We start from the raw sequence: 16,087 nt of genomic DNA, 5'->3' as shown, positions 1-16,087 counted from the left end.
CTCGCCATGTCCCGTCCTCAACCTCCCGCTTCCCGCCGTCCAGGTGCGAAGCCAGCTTCTTCAGCCCCACGCCGTGTCGCCAAGGCGCCGCCGGCCGAGCCGAAACTGATTCTGTTCAACAAACCGTTCGATGTGCTGACGCAGTTCAGCGACGGTGAAGGGCGCGCGACACTCAAGGACTACATCGACATTCCAGGGATTTACCCGGCAGGACGGCTGGACCGCGACAGCGAAGGTTTGCTGCTGCTGACCAACGACGGTCAACTCCAGGCGCGGATCGCTGATCCGAAACACAAACTGGCCAAGACGTATTGGGTGCAAGTGGAAGGCGAACCGAACGCCGAGCAATTGCAGCGCCTGCGCGAGGGTGTCGAGTTGAACGACGGCATGACCTTGCCGGCCGAAGCGCGACAACTGGATGAACCCGAGTTGTGGCCACGCAACCCGCCGGTACGCTTTCGTAAAAGCGTGCCGACGAGCTGGCTGGAACTGGTAATTCGCGAAGGGCGCAACCGTCAGGTACGGCGCATGACGGCGGCGGTCGGCTTGCCGACCTTGCGTCTGGTGCGGGTCAGAATCGGCGACTGGACGATCGAAGGGCTCGATCAGGGCCAGTGGAAGGAAGTGCCGGCGCGTTTATAACGTGCCGGATTCGATCAGGCCGATGACCACGCTTTTGATCACGAATGCAGCCACACCCAAGCCCAGAACGAAGAACAGGATGAAAGAACCGAAGCGTCCGGCTTTGGATTTCTTCGCCAGATCCCAGACGATGAAACCCATGAAAATGATCAGGATGCTGACCAGTCCAGTCATCATCCACTCTTCGAATACTGCAGGATCCATCGGACATCTCCAGCGCGGGCGTGGCTAAAAGGCGCTGAAGTATACGGCATGGGGGATTGGCGAAGTATTGACCTGCGGCAGCGTGTCGCAGCTATTCGTCGCTTGGGCCGGCCCCATCGCGGGCAAGCCCGCTCCCACAGAAGATCTTCGATGTTCAGGAGATCCCTTGTGGGAGCGAGCCTGCTCGCGATGGCGTCATCAGCTACGCAGATGGGTCAGCGGTAACTCCGTACTATTGAGCACCTGGTTCAACACAAAACTCGACCGCACACTCGTCACCCCTTCAATCCGGGTCAGGTGCCCCAGAAGCAGTTTCTGATAGTGATCCATGTCCGGCACCACCACCTTGAGCTGATAATCCGCATCCATCCCGGTCACCAGGCTGCATTCCAGCACCTGCGGTAATGTACGAATCGCCGCTTCGAAGTTCTCGAAACGCTCAGGCGTATGGCGGTCCATGCCGATCAGCACATAAGCCGTCAGGCTCAAGCCGAGCATTTTGCGGTCCAGCAAGGCGACCTGGCGGGAGATGTAGCCGTCGTCTTCCAGCTGCTTGACCCGGCGCGAGCACGGCGAAGGCGACAGGCCGATGCGTTCGGCCAGCTCCTGGTTGGAGATGCGCGCGTCACGCTGCAATTCCGCCAAAATGCTCAAGTCGTATCGGTCGAGTTTGCTCATCAATCAGGCCTTTGTCATAACTATTGCGGCAGATTATCTATCCAGGGTTAAAAATTGCGCAAGTGATGTTTATTTGAGCAATCTTCGCAATCCTCTGTCGGCGCCTCCGGCCTATTCTTATCACCAGAATCACTGCTCGGACAAACAGTCCACAGCGGCTCGCCCAATCAGGCCAGTCGCGGTCGCCACCCCCACAGGGGATGTGTCGGCCCCCGAGCTACACACTGTCCAGAAGACGGCGTGAGGTGAGCCGGCGCCACAAGCGTCGAGCACGGACGAAGTTCTCTAAAGGGAGGCCGACGGGTCTCCCTTTTCTTTTGCCCGGAATTTGACGACGGCGCTCAATAAATAAGTTGCGCGACTGATAACCTGTTGCAGAACCGGTCTGTGCTTTTTCAGTCTTACATACAGGCCCTAACTCGCAGTGAGGAAAAGCATGAAGTCGCGCATCTGGCGTTTGGCCGGTGTTGGTTTGCTGTGTATCAGTGTCACTGCGCAATCGCTGGCCGATGATCAGCAGAACCGTGGCCCCGAAGGCGGGCAACGTGGATCGGATGGCCACGAGGGCAACAATAGGGGCCATGGCGGCGAAAATCAGCCGCGTCCGCAAAATCAGCCGCAGCAAAATCAGCCGCGTCCGCAGAACAACGACATCATTCGTGGCGACAACAGTCGCCAGTTCGAGCACAACGGGCAGAACCAAAACAACGGCCAATGGCAGAACCGTCAACAGCCCAACTACAACAACCCTGTTCGATCGGCGCCACCACCGCCTCAATTGCCGGCCAATGACCTGCCGATCCAGGGGCGACCTGACACCGTGCGCCAGACCCAGCAGCCACAGCGTGGTTACTATGAGGATGTTCCGCGGCGCTACGATAACAACCCGCATTGGCAGAACAACGGTCCGCGTCCCGATGATCATCGCTGGGCCGGTCGTCCGGACGGACATGGTAATGGATGGGGTGCAGGCCCGCAGTATCGTCCCGGCCAAGTGATCGATCGCTTCCCGGACCGTGAATACCGCGTGCCTTATGGCGGCCGCGATTACTTCTATTCCGGCGGCTACTGGTATCGCCCGCAAGGCCCACGTTACGTCGTGGTCCAACCGCCTCGCGGAATTCGAGTCGGCTACTTGCCCGATTACGCCCGTGAAGTGTGGATCGGCGGTGCGTTGTTATTCCTGGCAGCCGGTTCGTATTACGCCTATCAGGAAAGCACTCAGGATTACGTCGTGGTCGAGCCTCCGGTGCAGCAGCCACCGCAACCGCAACCGGCCAGCAATGGCTATGACGTGGTGGCGTACCCGGCCAACGGCCAGTCGCCGGAGCAGGTCCAGCAGGACGGTTATGAGTGCTATCAATACGCGGTGCAGCAGAGTGGTTTCAATCCGCGCACGGCCACTTACCAGCCAGACCCGTCGGTGGTGCAAGCCTACCGCCAGGCCCAGGGCAATTGCCTGAGCAGTCGCGGCTACCAGGTTTCCTACTGAGTCCTGGCGGCCATCACCACTTCCTGCGGGTCGGCGTGCACCAGCACTTCGGCTCGCGGGTAAGCGGCATGAATCGCGTCGGCCGCCTGATCGCTGATGCCGTGGGCGACTGAGAGCGTCAGGTCTCCCGGCAATTCCAGATGCAACTGCACAAACCACTGGTTACCGGAAATCCGCGTGCGCAAGTCGTGCGCGCCCAATACCCCAGGTACGCTGCAGGCGAGCTCAAGCATGTGCTGGCTGACATCGGGCGGCAGTTCTTCATCCATCAGCACCATGAAGCTTTCCTTGGCGATCTGGATGGCGCTCCAGAAAATGTACGCAGCGATTGCCAGCCCGAACCACGGGTCGACCTGATGCCAGCCGAACCCCGCCAGAATCAGCGCAACCAGAATGCTGCCATTGAGCATCATGTCCGAGCGGTAATGCAGGGAGTCGGCGCGCACGGCATTGGAACCGGTGGCCTTGACGACCCGATGTTGAAGTATCAGCAACGCCAGGGTCAGCGCCAGGGAGAACAAGATCACCCCGATGCTGATCCACGGCGCGCCCACTGGTTCCGGGTGTTTCAGCCGATCGATTGCCTGCAAGGCAATCAATACCGCACTGCCGCCAATGAACAGCGCCTGAGCCATGCCGGCCAGGGACTCAGCCTTGCCGTGCCCGTAACGGTGGTCATCGTCGGCGGGGCGCAAGGCGTAATGCACCGCCAGCAGGTTGAGCAACGAGGTGACGCCGTCGAGTGTCGAGTCGGTCAACCCGGCAAGCATGCTCACCGAACCGCTCATCCACCATGCGATGGCTTTGGCGACGATCAGCGTACAGGCGACCGCCACTGAGGCACGAGTCGCCAGCCGCAACAGGCGGGCGTGTTCGGAGCTGGAAATCATAAGTGCGGCGGTTCCTTTAGATGCTCGAATTACGCAGCAGGTTGCAGGCCGAACATAGCCAGTTGCTGGGCGCTGCCCTTGTGCTGGATCAGGCGTGGGTCATCCAGCGGGAAGCTGCGGCCCAGTTCAGTTTCCAGAATAGTCTGCAACTTGTGGTTATCGACCTTGCCGTCGGCGCCGATGGCTTCCTTGAGTTTTTCCGGCGCCACCTGAGCGGTGTGGCCTGGCTCGAAATAAATCGCGCCAGTGGCAAAGTCCACTGCAAAAGCGATCAGGCCCGGGATGATGTAAAACAGCAGCCCCACGGCATCGAGCGCCGCGATGGCCGGGTCGATCTTGCCGTCGATCTGCCCACGACGGTCGGGGTAGAAAATCGATCCGCAAGCGGTCACTTGGGTCAGCAAGGTCGCGACCAATACACCGCCAATCAAGCGAAAGGGAACACGCATATGAAATCTCCTGAGTCATTTGGAAAACGAAGCGTCGTCGATATGAATTAGGACAGCAACGAGCAATCAGCAGTTCGCCGTTATACTCGCCGCTCTGTTTTGGAGCCAGCATGATTTCTTTGCCGATTGATGAAGTTTTACCCGCCCTGCGTGAAGCCTTGGCGACACGCCATGAAGCTGTGCTCGAAGCACCGCCCGGTGCCGGTAAAACTACCCGTGTTCCGCTGGCCTTGCTCAATGAGCGCTGGCTGGCCGGGCAGACCATTCTGATGCTTGAACCGCGCCGTTTGGCCGCGCGTGCGGCGGCGGAGCGTCTGGCCAGTGAGCTGGGCGAGAAGGTCGGTGAAACTGTTGGCTACCGGATTCGGCTGGACAGCAAAGTCGGGCCCAGGACCCGTATCGAAGTGGTCACCGAAGGCATTCTCACCCGGCGCTTGCAGGACGACCCGGCGCTGGAAGGCGTGGGCCTGCTGATCTTCGATGAATTCCATGAACGCAGTCTCGATGCTGACTTGGCGTTGGCCCTGAGCCTGAATGGCCGGGAGCTGTTTCGTGAGGACCAGCCGCTGAAAATCCTCTTGATGTCGGCAACGCTCGAAGGCGAACGCCTGGCCGGGTTGCTCGACGACGCACCGATCCTGCGCAGTGAAGGTCGCATGTACCCGGTGGCGATGCGCTGGGGGCGGCCGTTTCAGCCTGGTGAATTCATCGAGCCGCGGCTGGTGCAGACCATCCTCGAAGCGTTGAACGATGAAACCGGCAGCGTGTTGGTGTTCCTGCCGGGGCAGGCGGAAATCCGTCGTGTTCATCAACAATTGGCCGATGCGCTGGGCGACAACCCACAGGTTCTGCTCTGCCCGTTGCACGGTGAGCTGGACCTCGCCGCACAGCGTGCCGCCATCGATCCAGCGCCTGCCGGCAAGCGCAAAGTGGTGCTGGCGACCAACATCGCCGAGACCAGTCTGACCATCGACGGCGTGCGCGTGGTGATCGACGCGGGGCTTGCGCGGGTGCCGCGATTCGATCCGGGGAGCGGCATGACTCGTCTCGACACTCAGCGGATTTCCAAAGCCAGCGCCACGCAGCGTGCGGGTCGGGCCGGGCGTCTGGAGCCGGGCGTGTGTTATCGCTTGTGGTCGCAGGATCAGCACGAGCAACTGGCGGCGTATGCCAGTGCCGAGATTCTCTCGGCAGACCTTGCCGGCTTGGCGTTGCAGCTGGGTCGTTGGGGCGTGACGCCGACTCAACTGGTGTGGCTTGACGTGCCGCCCGCCGCCGCTTATGCACAGGCTCAGGATCTGCTTGATCGCCTGGGTGCGTTGGACGGCGAAGCGCTGACCCGTCACGGTCAGGCCATGGCCGAACTGCCGGCGCATCCGCGCATCGCCCATTTGCTGTTGCGCGGGCAGGCGCTCGGCCTGGCCGACATGGCGTGCGATGTCGCGGCCTTGCTCGGCGAACGGGACATCTTGCGCGGTGCGGGCGCCGATCTGCACAGCCGATTGACGCTGTTGTCCGGTGAAGAGCGGGCCGCGCGCGGTGCCCAGGGCGGCGTTCAGCGGGCCCGGCAACTGGCGCGGCAATATCGCGGTTATCTGCGCGGCAAAGCATCGGAGCCGGTCAGCGACCCGGATCATCCGCGCTGGCTCGGCGCGCTGCTGGCGTTGGCGTATCCCGACCGCGTGGCTCAACAACGGCGTGCCGGTGGCGCGGAATATCGCTTGGCCAACGGCCGCGCGGCGTTGTTCGCCGAAGCCGACAGTTTGATGAAACAACCCTGGCTGGTGATCGCCGACCTCGGCAGTCGTCAGGGCCAGCGTGAAGAACGGATTTATCTGGCGGCGGATTTCGATCCGGCGCTGTTCGATTCCGTGCTGGCCGAGCAAGTGCGCGTGGTCGATCAACTGGATTGGGATGAGCGCGAAGGCGTGTTGCGCGCCGAGCGTCAGCGCAAGGTTGGCGAACTGATCCTCAGCCGTGAACCGCTGACCGGTCTCGATGAAACCGCCCGCAGCCAAGCGCTGGTGAACCTGGTGCGGCGCAAAGGCTTGGAGCTGCTGCCGTGGACCCCGGAGCTGCGCCAGTGGCAGGCGCGGGTGGCCTTGTTGCGGCAGCTGGACCTTGGCAGTAAAAGCGACAGTGAGTGGCCGGATGTCAGCGACGCCGCGTTACTCAAAAACCTTGAGCATTGGTTGATGCCGTATCTGGGGAAAGTCTCGCGGTTGAGTCACTTCGCTAACCTGGACCTGTCGAGCATCGTCCACAACCTGCTGCCCTGGCCATTGCCGCAACGGCTCGATGAGCTGGCGCCGCATCATCTGAGCGTGCCGTCAGGCTCCTCGATTCGTCTGGACTACAGCGAGCAACCACCGATTCTGGCGGTGCGCTTGCAGGAGTTGTTCGGCCTGGCCGAAACCCCTCGCATTGCCGGTGGCCGGCAGGTGGTGAAGCTGCATCTGTTGTCTCCGGCTCGGAGGCCGGTGCAGGTGACCCAGGATCTGGCGAACTTCTGGCGCAGTACGTACGCCGAGGTGAAGAAGGATTTGAAGGGGCGGTATCCGAAGCATTATTGGCCTGATGATCCGCTGGTGGCCGAGGCAACCGCGCGAATCAAGCCCCGCAAAAGCTGAGGATACTGATTCTGATCGTTCCCACGCTCCGCGTGGGAATGCCTCAAGGGACGCTCCGCGTTCCGGCAGCATCGCTGGCGTCGGGCCTGGCACCGAAGTGACGCGGAGCGTCACAGGATGCATTCCCACGCGGAGCGTGGGAACGATCAGTTCAAGAGGCAGCCTTCGCGGTGAGCTGCTCCCGACAATAGTCGGCAAACAACTGCGCCGGCTTGGTCAGTTGCCCGCGCTTGAGCCACGCCGCCACCAGCCCCGAGCCGGTGACGTCTTCGACGATGTCCACGCACACCACTTTCTGGCCGTCATAGGTGCATTCCGAATGCGGACGGGTGACCAGGATCGAAAAGCCGAAACCTTGCCCGACCATGCCCCGGACCATTTCAATCGACGGCGAGCTGAAGGCAATGTTCGGCGACAAGCCCAATTCTTCGAACAGGCTGACGAAGTAGGTCCGGCTCGGTTGCACGTCCAGCAGAATCATCGGTTCCAGGCACAGGTCTCGCAGCGATACTTGCTTGAGCTGGGCGAAACGATGGTCCGCCGGCAGCAACGCGTACGGTCGCTGCGCGGGCATCAAAGGTTCGGTCTGGATGGTGGCGTCGAGGTCATGCTCATAGAGGATCGCCAGATCGAAGGTGCCCGAGGTCAGGCCTTGCACCAACTCTTGCTGCTCGCCGTCACGGATGCGGATTTTTACGCCCGGATATAACGCCGAGAACCCGGCAATCAATTGCGGCAGGTACAGCGGCGCGACCGTCTCGAAACAGCCGATATCGATTTGCCCGGACACCACATCGTTGTCGGCCAGGGCATTCTGTTCGAACTCCTTGGCCATGCGCAGCAGTTCCTGGGCCTTGCGGTAAAAGCGTGCGCCACTGGGTGTCAGGGACACGCCTTGCGCGTGATGGCGGATCAGCAGTTGCACGCCAAAGCTGTCTTCCAGGCCTTTGATTGCCGTGGAGATGGCCGGTTGCGCGATGTACAGCTTGCGCGACGCCTCGGCGACGCTGCCGCATTCGACGGTGGTGATGAAGTATTTCAGTTGACGCAGGTTGTAGGCAGCCACGGCAAACCTCGGGGTGGATGATCTCGACATCCAAGCAAATTGCGAGCCGCCCGCATCCGTTCGTTCGACGGTGTTGTTGTGCCTGAACAATAACCACATCCCGCGCGACGGGGGAGATTGGCTGCCCAGTTTTTTCATGGTCTGCGAAGACATTTTTACTATTTTTCCTGGACAGGGGCCTGAGCGACCATCCAATTCACAAGAAAAGCCCATGGAGCATCTGAACGTGTTCGAGCTTGCATACTGGCAAAACAAGGCCGCTGCACTGCGGTTTCCCGACCTGGCTGTGATCGACGGTAAATCCCGTTCGGCGCTGTCGGGGCAAACCTTCGCGGTGATCAATCCCGCCACCGGCCAATGCCTGGCCAACGTCACCGCGTGCGGTGAAGAAGACGTGGATGTGGCGGTGCGCAATGCGCGGCAGGTGTTCGAGGCTTGCACCTGGTCGGCGCGCTCGCCGGCTGAGCGCAAGCAAGTGCTGCTGCGTCTGGCTGATCTGATCATGGCTCACCGTGAAGAACTGGCGCTGCTCGATTCGCTGAACATGGGCAAACCGGTGATGGATGCCTACAACATCGACGTGCCGGGTGCGGCCGGGGTGTTTCGCTGGTACGCCGAAAGCCTCGACAAACTCTACGACCAGATCGCCCCGAGCGCGCAGAACGTGCTGGCGACCATCACGCGTGAAGCGCTGGGCGTGGTCGCTGCCGTGGTACCATGGAATTTCCCGCTGGACATGGCGGCGTGGAAACTCGCGCCAGCTCTGGCGGCGGGCAATTCGGTGATCCTCAAACCCGCCGAGCAATCACCGTTTTCCGCCCTGCGTCTGGCTGAGCTGGCGCTGGAAGCCGGCCTGCCAGCGGGTGTGCTGAACGTGTTGCCGGGCCTGGGCGAGCAAACCGGCAAAGCGCTTGGTTTGCACCCGGACATCGATTGCCTGGTGTTCACCGGGTCCACCGAAGTCGGCAAATATTTCATGCAGTATTCCGCGCAGTCGAACCTCAAACAGGTGTGGCTGGAGTGCGGCGGCAAGAGCGCCAATCTGGTGTTCGCCGATTGCCAGGACCTGGACCTTGCCGCCGAGAAAGCCGCGTTCGGGATTTTCTTCAATCAGGGTGAAGTCTGCTCGGCCAACTCGCGGTTGCTGGTGCAGCGTTCGATTCATGATGAGTTTGTCGAGCGCCTCAAGGCACAGGCCCAACGCTGGCAGCCGGGTGATCCGCTGGACCCGTCGAGCAGCGCCGGGGCGATTGTCGATAGCCGCCAGACCGCGCGCATCATGACGTTCATCGAGCAGGCAGAGCGCCTAGGCGCGTCCAGGGTGTGTGGCGGTCGGCAGTCGATATTCAATGGCTCCGACAACTTCATTCAGCCAACGATTTTCACCCACGTAACCCCGGACATGCCGCTGTTTCGCGATGAAGTGTTCGGCCCGGTTCTGGCCGTCACGGCGTTCGAGGACGAGGCACACGCCTTGCAACTGGCCAACGACAGCGTTTACGGTCTGGCTGCCTCGCTGTGGACCGACGACCTCAATCGCGCCCACCGCGTGGCGCGACAATTGCGCGCGGGCACCGTGTCGGTCAACAGCGTCGATGCGCTGGACGTGACCGTGCCGTTCGGCGGCGGCAAGCAGTCCGGTTTCGGCCGTGACCTGTCGCTGCACTCATTCGATAAATACACCCAGTTGAAGACCACCTGGTTTCAATTGCGCTAACAACAGCCGCTAACAACAAGAAACGGAGAACTGGCGATGACCACACCACGTGAAACCCGCGACTACCAGGCCGCCGACGCTGCGCACCACATCCACGCATTCGTCGATCAAAAAGCGCTCAACGACGAAGGGCCACGGGTGATGGTCCGGGGTGAGCGCCTGCACCTGTGGGACAACGATGGGCGGCGTTACCTCGACGGCATGTCCGGGCTGTGGTGCACCAACCTCGGTTATGGACGCAAGGACCTGGCTGCCGCTGCGACCAGACAGCTTGAGCAATTGCCGTACTACAACATGTTTTTCCACACCACCCACCCGCAGGTCATCGAGCTCTCGGAGCTGCTGTTCAGCCTGTTGCCGGGGCACTACAGCCACGCGATCTACACCAACTCCGGCTCCGAAGCCAACGAGGTGCTGATCCGCACGGTGCGGCGTTACTGGACGATTCTCGGCAAGCCCGAGAAGAAAATTATGATCGGTCGCTGGAACGGTTACCACGGCTCGACCCTGGCCGCGACGGCGCTCGGGGGCATGAAGTTCATGCACGAAATGGGCGGCATGCTTCCTGACATCGAACACATCGACGAGCCGTACTTCTTTGCTCACGAGGGCAACCTGACCCCAGCCGAATTCGGTCTGCGGGCGGCGCAGCAACTGGAAGCGAAGATTCTCGAACTGGGTGCGGACAAGGTCGCCGGGTTTATCGCCGAACCGTTCCAGGGCGCAGGCGGGATGATCTTTCCGCCCGAGAGTTACTGGCCGGAAATCCAGCGGATCTGCCGCAAGTACGACGTGCTGTTGTGCGCCGACGAAGTGATCGGCGGCTTCGGTCGCACCGGCGAATGGTTCGCCCACGAGCACTTCGGTTTTGAGCCGGACACGTTGTCGATCGCCAAGGGTTTGACCTCTGGCTACATCCCCATGGGCGGGCTGATTCTGTCGAAGAAAATGGCCCAGGTGCTGGTGGAGCAGGGCGGGGTGTTTGCCCACGGGTTGACCTACTCCGGTCACCCGGTGGCGGCGGCGGTGGCGATTGCCAACCTCACGGCGTTGCGCGATGAAGGCGTGGTGACGCGGGTCAAGGATGACATCGGACCGTACCTGCAACAGTGCTTGCGCGAGGTGTTCGGCAATCACCCATTGGTGGGCGATATCCAGGGTGTCGGCATGGTCGCGGCGTTGCAGTTGGCCGAGGACAAGAGCAGTCGCAAGCGCTTTGCCAACGAGAATGATATTGCTTGGCGCTGCCGCACGATTGGCTTTGAGGAAGGCGTGATCATTCGCTCGACCTTGGGACGAATGATCATGGCGCCGGCGTTGATTGCCAGTCGTGAAGAGGTTGATGAACTGGTCGGCAAAACCCTGAAAGCGGTTGATCGTACGGCGCAGGAATACGGCCGTCTCTAAGATTGCGGGAAGGTCCTTCGGACCTTATCGCGAGCAGGCTCACTCCCACATTGGAACTGTGTTGGCCTCGGTAGAGAGGGCAACACGGAACCCCTGTGGGAGTGAGCCTGCTCGCGATTGCTTTCGCCCACTCAACACAATTCTCAGCTTTTGCACCCACCCCGTGCACCCCCGCAAACCGTGCTCATTTGCAGTGCGCACTACCCAGTTTTTTCATCACTCCCAACGACATATTTCCTGATTTTCCTATTCCCGGCCTTGGTCCAACATCGACTTCGCCAGTCAGCCGAACGCTGCGCACCCAGAGGTCCACCAGAGACCACAAGTGACAGCTCACCCGAGGCTCCTGGCCGTACTGCCCATGACAAAACTAAATCAACAGCTTTGGGAGTGCTCCATGATCAAGTCCTTGCTTACCCGTTTCGCTCATCCACTGGCGGTCACCGCCATCGCCGCGACGGTCGCCACCAGCGCCCAGGCCGGCACCCTGTCCATCGGCCATACCACGTGGGTCGGCTACGGCACGCTCTACCTGGCTCAGGACCTGGGCTACTTCAAGGAAAACGGATTGACCGTCGAATTGCCTGTCGTCGAGGAGGCATCGATGTACATGGCCGCCCAAGCCTCGGGCGAGTTGTCGGGCTCGGCGTCGACCATCGACGAGGTGCTCAAATACCGTCCGCAATTCTGCTTCAAGGCGGTAGCCGCACTGGATGACAGCCATGGTGGCGACGGCGTGCTGGTGGGCAAGGACGTCAAGAGTCTGCAGGAGCTCAAAGGCAAAGCCGTTGCGGTCAACGAAGGGTCGACCTCGCAGTTCTGGCTGTCCTACTTGCTGAAAAAACACGGCATGAGCATGAGTGACATCACCGTGCAGAACATGACGGCGGACGATGCCGCCACCGCGTTCATCGCCGGTCGTGTACCCGCCGCCGTGACGTGGGAGCCGCACCTGTCGATGGTGCGCAGCAAACAGCAAGGCAAGGTGCTGATCGACAGCAGCAGCACGCCGGGTGTGATTGTCGACGTGGTTGCTCTCAACTGCGCGGTTATTGAAAAGCAGCCGGAAGACGTCAAGGCGCTGGTTGCCGGCCTCTACAAAGCCGTGAAATACACCCAGGAACATCCGCAGGAAGCCTACAAAATCATGGCCAAAGGCGTTGGCGGTTACCTTGCCGATCCTAAGGAACTGGAAGCCGCCGCGCATGGCGTGCGCTTCTACGATCAGGCCATGAGCGAGAAACTCCTGGGCTCGCCAGGCAAACCGGGCGACAGCGAACCGCTGATCAAACTGGCCAACGAGACCGCCAGCGAATTGCAGGGCAAACCCTACAACGTCAGCAATGACGACCTGATCGACAACCGTTTCGTCAGCCCGCTGTAGGAGGTTCGCATGTTCAAGCGCAATTCATGGCTGAGCCGCTGCATCACACCCAAGACCGGCTTGCCGGTGCAGGTGATCTGGAGCGCGAGCGGTCTGGCCTGGGTGTTGTTGATCGGTCTGTGGGCCGGGTTGTCTTACGGCGGCGTGGTGCCGGGCATGTTCTTGCCGACACCGGGCGCGGTGGTCGAGGCGGCCGTGCGCCTGAGCCGAGACGGCACGCTCGGCCAGCACGTGTGGGCCAGCGTCGAAGTGGTGATGGTCGGTTTCATCGTCTCATCCCTGGTGGCGGTGCCGCTGGGACTGTTGATGGGCAGCTTTCGGATCGTCCAGGCGTTCCTCGAACCGATGGTCAATTTCATCCGCTACCTGCCGGTGACCTCGTTTGTGCCGCTGTTCATCCTGTGGATCGGCATCGGTCTGGAGCAGAGGGTCTCGGTGATTATTTTCGGCGTGTTCTTCCAGCAACTGGTGATGATCGCGGACGTGTCCAAGGGCATCTCCAAGGACTTGATCAACGCCTCATACACTCTGGGTTCGAATCGTCGCGATGCGGTGCTGCATGTGATCGCCCCGGCGTCGTTGCCGGGCGTGCTCGACACCTTGCGCGTGACCATGGGCTGGGCCTGGACGTACCTGGTGGTCGCCGAGCTGGTCGCAGCCTCCAGCGGTCTGGGCTACCTGAGCCTTAAAGCCATGCGCGGCTTTCAAGTGGATGTGATTTTCCTGGCTATCGCGATCATCGGCCTGCTGGGCCTGGTCACCGATCAACTGTTCCGTTTCCTTCGTCTGAGGATCGCCGCATGGGCTCAGTAAGCGCCGTAAACCCACGTTTCGTCACACCGACGGCCGCCCCGGTGCAGGCGGCGTCACGACTGCAAGTGGACAAGGTCAGCCTGCGTTATCAGAAACCTGACGGCGGCATGTTCACTGCGCTGGAACAGGTGTCGTTTGAAGTGCCGGATCAACAGTTCGCCGTGCTGGTTGGGCCGTCGGGCTGTGGCAAGTCGAGTTTGCTGTACCTCACGGCGGGCCTGAATGAGCCGACCGAAGGCGAGATCTACGTCGGTGGCCAGCAGGTGCAAGGTCCGGGTGCGGATCGTGGCATGGTGTTCCAGAGCTACACGCTGTTCCCGTGGCTGACCGTGCGCCAGAACGTCGAGTTCGGTCTCAAGCGGCGCGGCATGGCATCGGCCCAGCGCAAGGAAATCGTCGACTATTACGTCAATGAAGTGGGCCTGACGGGATTCGCCGACAACTACGCCAAGCAGTTGTCCGGCGGCATGATGCAGCGTGTGGCGATTGCCAGGGCGCTGGCCAACGACCCGCAAATCCTGCTGATGGACGAACCGTTCGGTGCGCTCGACAGCCAGACGCGCCTGCAAATGCAACAGCTGCTGCTACGGGTCTGGGGCAACAGCAAAAAGACCGTCCTGTTCGTGACCCACGACATCGACGAGGCGATTCTGTTGGGCGATCGGGTCTACGTGATGGGTGCCAGGCCTGGGCGGATCAAGCAGATTCTGGACGTGCCGATCGAACGCCCACGAACGCTGGATATGGTCATGGAGCGCTCGTTCATCGACATGAAGCGCAGGATTTTCGGGCTGCTGCATGACGATTTGGAGGAGGTGCATTGATCCGGTTCTACGGGGCCGGCGGCAACAGGAACCGCGCAATCACCGGCAAATGATCGGAGATGCGCAACGTATCGTCCTGCCTCACCATCGCCTCGACCCGTTTGATCCGCGGACTGTAGAACAGGTAGTCGACCGTACGGTCGGGGCCGTTCAAGCCCGGATCATTCGGGTAATGGGTCAGCCAGTGCGCCCGGTCGACACCACTGGCTTCGTTGTTGGTCGGGATCATCGGGTATTTGTCCCACAGCACATGCAAGGCGCTGTCGGCGGAGTAGGGCGTGCGTTGGTCATCGGGCAGACGTAGATACTGGCCCAGCGGCAACAGGTTGAAATCACCACCGATCAACCACGGCGTGCCGCGGCTTTCGTACTTGTCGAGCACCTTGGCCACGGCGGTCACTTGCGCTTGCAAGGTGTCGTCGGGCTGGACGACGCGGTCCAGATGAGTGTTGAGCAGCGCCATCTGCCCGCCGTCGCTCAACGGCATATAAGCCACCAGCAAAGCGTTTTTCGGTTTGAACTGACGACTGATGAAGTTAGCCGGCGCGACCGGCAACTGCAGGCGTTCGGCGTGTTCGATCTGGAAGCGGCTGAGGGTGGCGAGTTGCCGGCCGACGCTGCCGAAGATGTGCGGCTCAGGTACGAAGTCGGCTTTCCAGTCGAAGGCGCGGGCGCTGCAGGGATAGAGGTCGGCGAGGCGTTCCTGGAGCAACTTGAACTGATTCTGGTAATCGCTGGCCTTGGCGCCGTCATCCAGTTCCTGCAACAGGACGACATCGGGTTGCTCGTCGCGAATCACCCGCGCCACTTCATCGAGGCTGAACGCCATGTCTTCTAGAGTAGGTTTTTCGTCGTCGCCAGCGGCCAGGTCATTCCAGAAAACATAGCGTTTACCCGCCAGGTACTGGACGTTCCAGGTCATCACTTTCAATGCCTGCCCGGGCACCAGCGTCGGTGCCTGAGTGTTGCAGCTCACCGGCAAAACTTCCCTGGCCTGTGGGCGCCAGGTCAGGCTGTAGATCAGCAGGGCAATCAGGCCGGTCACGATCAACAGGGCCAGCAGGGTGTAGCGCAGTAGACGGGTCATGGCTCGGCTTATAGCGTTACAAAAGATGGGCCCGAGCATAACCGACCGTCGGGTTTAAGCCCACGGTCAGCGCGGTCCGTCAATTTTCTCGGGCACATCGCCGATGAGCATGAACAGACGAAACAGCACCACGCTGGTGAACAATTGCAGGAAGCTGTGAGCGCTGTCGATCAGCAGTGAAATCACCGGGTTCTGCGGGTCGGGATAGACCGCCAGGGTTGCGCCCTTGAGCACCCACAACGGGCCCATCACACACAATATGCACACCAGGATCCGCATGAAATGGCCGCGGGTCAGGCGCAGGCTTTCTTTCATCGCGGCCAGCGGGGACAGGCCTCTGAGTACCAGCAGGTATTCGCCGAAGGCCAGCGTCACCATCAGCCAGATACCCGGCAGGAAATACAGCGACAGGCCCACCAGGATCAGCAACGTATTGAGGCCCGTGAGCAGGGCAAAACGCGGCCACAGGTAGGCCGACCTCGACAGCAGCTCGCGGGTGGTCGGCGATTCGCCACGACTGCGGGCATCGAGAAACAGGATCAGCGCGGCGGTGTACAGCGGATACACCAGCAGGCCGACCAGCACGCTCATACCGGGGAAGCCGTCCGGCTGGGTGGAGTGGTCGACCACTTGTTGCAGCAATGCCTCGATGATCACCAGCGGCAGGCACAGCTGCACAATCTGGCCCAGATTGCGCTTGAAGAAATACAAAGAGTCACGCAGTACGTCGAACGGATTCATCAGTCGGTATCGCAGGTTGGAAAGCAATGGCCCACTTTAACCGATGATGCGCTGTCGCAAGCA

15 protein-coding genes are annotated in these 16,087 nt (G+C 61.0%); 8 read left to right on the top strand and 7 right to left on the bottom strand.

Annotated features, from left to right (window positions below; genetic code table 11):
* The first annotated feature begins 6 nt into the window (after positions 1 to 6).
* Positions 7 to 642: a pseudouridine synthase gene (locus ACM6I0_RS26920; protein WP_414923693.1), complete on the top strand. Its 636-nt coding sequence runs from the start codon at positions 7 to 9 to the stop codon at positions 640 to 642.
* Here the strand turns inward: ACM6I0_RS26920 and ACM6I0_RS26915 are convergent.
* On the bottom strand, positions 637 to 846 hold the full coding sequence (locus tag ACM6I0_RS26915; RefSeq protein ID WP_007937369.1) for a DUF2788 domain-containing protein: 210 nt from the start codon (positions 844 to 846) through the stop codon (positions 637 to 639). The two genes, ACM6I0_RS26920 and ACM6I0_RS26915, sit on opposite strands and share 6 nt — an antisense overlap.
* Positions 847 to 1,044: 198 nt before the next feature.
* Positions 1,045 to 1,524, bottom strand: coding sequence for an Lrp/AsnC family transcriptional regulator (locus ACM6I0_RS26910; protein WP_007937367.1), 480 nt, complete (start codon positions 1,522 to 1,524; stop codon positions 1,045 to 1,047).
* Positions 1,525 to 1,960: 436 nt separating this feature from the next.
* On the opposite strand from ACM6I0_RS26910, the gene ACM6I0_RS26905 reads away from it, so the two are divergent.
* Positions 1,961 to 3,016 (top strand): DUF6515 family protein, encoded by a 1,056-nt coding sequence (locus ACM6I0_RS26905; protein ID WP_414923692.1) that lies wholly within the window; start codon positions 1,961 to 1,963, stop codon positions 3,014 to 3,016.
* Here ACM6I0_RS26905 and ACM6I0_RS26900 read toward each other — a convergent pair.
* Together ACM6I0_RS26900 and ACM6I0_RS26895 are read right to left on the bottom strand one after the other, a co-directional pair.
* Positions 3,010 to 3,906 (bottom strand): cation diffusion facilitator family transporter, encoded by an 897-nt coding sequence (locus tag ACM6I0_RS26900; RefSeq protein WP_414923691.1) that lies wholly within the window; start codon positions 3,904 to 3,906, stop codon positions 3,010 to 3,012. The genes ACM6I0_RS26905 and ACM6I0_RS26900 overlap by 7 nt on opposite strands.
* 29 nt (positions 3,907 to 3,935) lie before the next feature.
* Complete coding sequence (locus ACM6I0_RS26895; protein WP_259156072.1) at positions 3,936 to 4,355, bottom strand: polyribonucleotide nucleotidyltransferase; 420 nt, start codon at positions 4,353 to 4,355, stop codon at positions 3,936 to 3,938.
* Positions 4,356 to 4,465: 110 nt separating this feature from the next.
* Between ACM6I0_RS26895 and hrpB the strand changes: the two genes are divergently transcribed.
* Positions 4,466 to 6,985, top strand: coding sequence for an ATP-dependent helicase HrpB (gene hrpB, locus ACM6I0_RS26890; protein ID WP_414923690.1), 2,520 nt, complete (start codon positions 4,466 to 4,468; stop codon positions 6,983 to 6,985).
* Positions 6,986 to 7,136: 151 nt separating this feature from the next.
* Here the strand turns inward: hrpB and ACM6I0_RS26885 are convergent, their stop codons facing one another.
* Positions 7,137 to 8,051, bottom strand: coding sequence for a LysR substrate-binding domain-containing protein (locus ACM6I0_RS26885; RefSeq protein WP_090179538.1), 915 nt, complete (start codon positions 8,049 to 8,051; stop codon positions 7,137 to 7,139).
* A 226-nt stretch (positions 8,052 to 8,277) separates the two neighbouring features.
* On the opposite strand from ACM6I0_RS26885, the gene ACM6I0_RS26880 reads away from it, so the two are divergent.
* From ACM6I0_RS26880 to ACM6I0_RS26860, 5 genes are all read left to right on the top strand, one after another.
* Positions 8,278 to 9,768, top strand: coding sequence for an aldehyde dehydrogenase (locus ACM6I0_RS26880; RefSeq protein WP_414923751.1), 1,491 nt, complete (start codon positions 8,278 to 8,280; stop codon positions 9,766 to 9,768).
* 36 nt (positions 9,769 to 9,804) lie between these two features.
* Positions 9,805 to 11,175, top strand: a complete 1,371-nt coding sequence (locus tag ACM6I0_RS26875) for an aspartate aminotransferase family protein (RefSeq protein ID WP_414923689.1) — start codon at positions 9,805 to 9,807, stop codon at positions 11,173 to 11,175.
* 397 nt (positions 11,176 to 11,572) lie between these two features.
* Complete coding sequence (locus tag ACM6I0_RS26870) at positions 11,573 to 12,559, top strand: ABC transporter substrate-binding protein (protein WP_414923688.1); 987 nt, start codon at positions 11,573 to 11,575, stop codon at positions 12,557 to 12,559.
* Between the two features lie 9 nt (positions 12,560 to 12,568).
* Entirely contained in the window at positions 12,569 to 13,372 is an 804-nt protein-coding gene (locus ACM6I0_RS26865) for an ABC transporter permease (protein WP_208671336.1), read from the top strand.
* A complete protein-coding gene (locus ACM6I0_RS26860; protein WP_414923687.1) occupies positions 13,360 to 14,196 on the top strand; it encodes an ABC transporter ATP-binding protein in 837 nt (278 codons plus the stop codon). Before ACM6I0_RS26865 ends, ACM6I0_RS26860 begins: the two co-directional genes overlap by 13 nt.
* 7 nt (positions 14,197 to 14,203) lie before the next feature.
* On the opposite strand, the gene ACM6I0_RS26855 is transcribed toward ACM6I0_RS26860, so the two are convergent.
* Together ACM6I0_RS26855 and ACM6I0_RS26850 are read right to left on the bottom strand one after the other, a co-directional pair.
* On the bottom strand, positions 14,204 to 15,283 hold the full coding sequence (locus ACM6I0_RS26855) for an endonuclease/exonuclease/phosphatase family protein (protein ID WP_414923686.1): 1,080 nt from the start codon (positions 15,281 to 15,283) through the stop codon (positions 14,204 to 14,206).
* Positions 15,284 to 15,349: 66 nt separating this feature from the next.
* Positions 15,350 to 16,024, bottom strand: a complete 675-nt coding sequence (locus ACM6I0_RS26850; protein ID WP_285432495.1) for a YciC family protein — start codon at positions 16,022 to 16,024, stop codon at positions 15,350 to 15,352.
* Positions 16,025 to 16,087: the final 63 nt, after the last annotated feature.

This window comes from Pseudomonas sp. IT-P294 (assembly GCF_949767865.1).
Lineage (GTDB): Bacteria > Pseudomonadota > Gammaproteobacteria > Pseudomonadales > Pseudomonadaceae > Aquipseudomonas.
This window is presented reverse-complemented; position numbering and strand designations above follow the sequence as displayed.

Coding starts and splice junctions, on each gene's coding strand:
- ACM6I0_RS26905 (WP_414923692.1), top strand. CDS start 1,961: ATGAAGTCGCGCATCTGGCGTTTGGCCGGTGTTGGTTTGCTGTGTATC.
- ACM6I0_RS26855 (WP_414923686.1), bottom strand. CDS start 15,283: ATGACCCGTCTACTGCGCTACACCCTGCTGGCCCTGTTGATCGTGACC.
- ACM6I0_RS26875 (WP_414923689.1), top strand. CDS start 9,805: ATGACCACACCACGTGAAACCCGCGACTACCAGGCCGCCGACGCTGCG.
- ACM6I0_RS26865 (WP_208671336.1), top strand. CDS start 12,569: ATGTTCAAGCGCAATTCATGGCTGAGCCGCTGCATCACACCCAAGACC.
- ACM6I0_RS26895 (WP_259156072.1), bottom strand. CDS start 4,355: ATGCGTGTTCCCTTTCGCTTGATTGGCGGTGTATTGGTCGCGACCTTG.
- ACM6I0_RS26910 (WP_007937367.1), bottom strand. CDS start 1,524: ATGAGCAAACTCGACCGATACGACTTGAGCATTTTGGCGGAATTGCAG.
- ACM6I0_RS26920 (WP_414923693.1), top strand. CDS start 7: ATGTCCCGTCCTCAACCTCCCGCTTCCCGCCGTCCAGGTGCGAAGCCA.
- hrpB (WP_414923690.1), top strand. CDS start 4,466: ATGATTTCTTTGCCGATTGATGAAGTTTTACCCGCCCTGCGTGAAGCC.
- ACM6I0_RS26900 (WP_414923691.1), bottom strand. CDS start 3,906: ATGATTTCCAGCTCCGAACACGCCCGCCTGTTGCGGCTGGCGACTCGT.
- ACM6I0_RS26870 (WP_414923688.1), top strand. CDS start 11,573: ATGATCAAGTCCTTGCTTACCCGTTTCGCTCATCCACTGGCGGTCACC.
- ACM6I0_RS26915 (WP_007937369.1), bottom strand. CDS start 846: ATGGATCCTGCAGTATTCGAAGAGTGGATGATGACTGGACTGGTCAGC.
- ACM6I0_RS26850 (WP_285432495.1), bottom strand. CDS start 16,024: ATGAATCCGTTCGACGTACTGCGTGACTCTTTGTATTTCTTCAAGCGC.
- ACM6I0_RS26860 (WP_414923687.1), top strand. CDS start 13,360: ATGGGCTCAGTAAGCGCCGTAAACCCACGTTTCGTCACACCGACGGCC.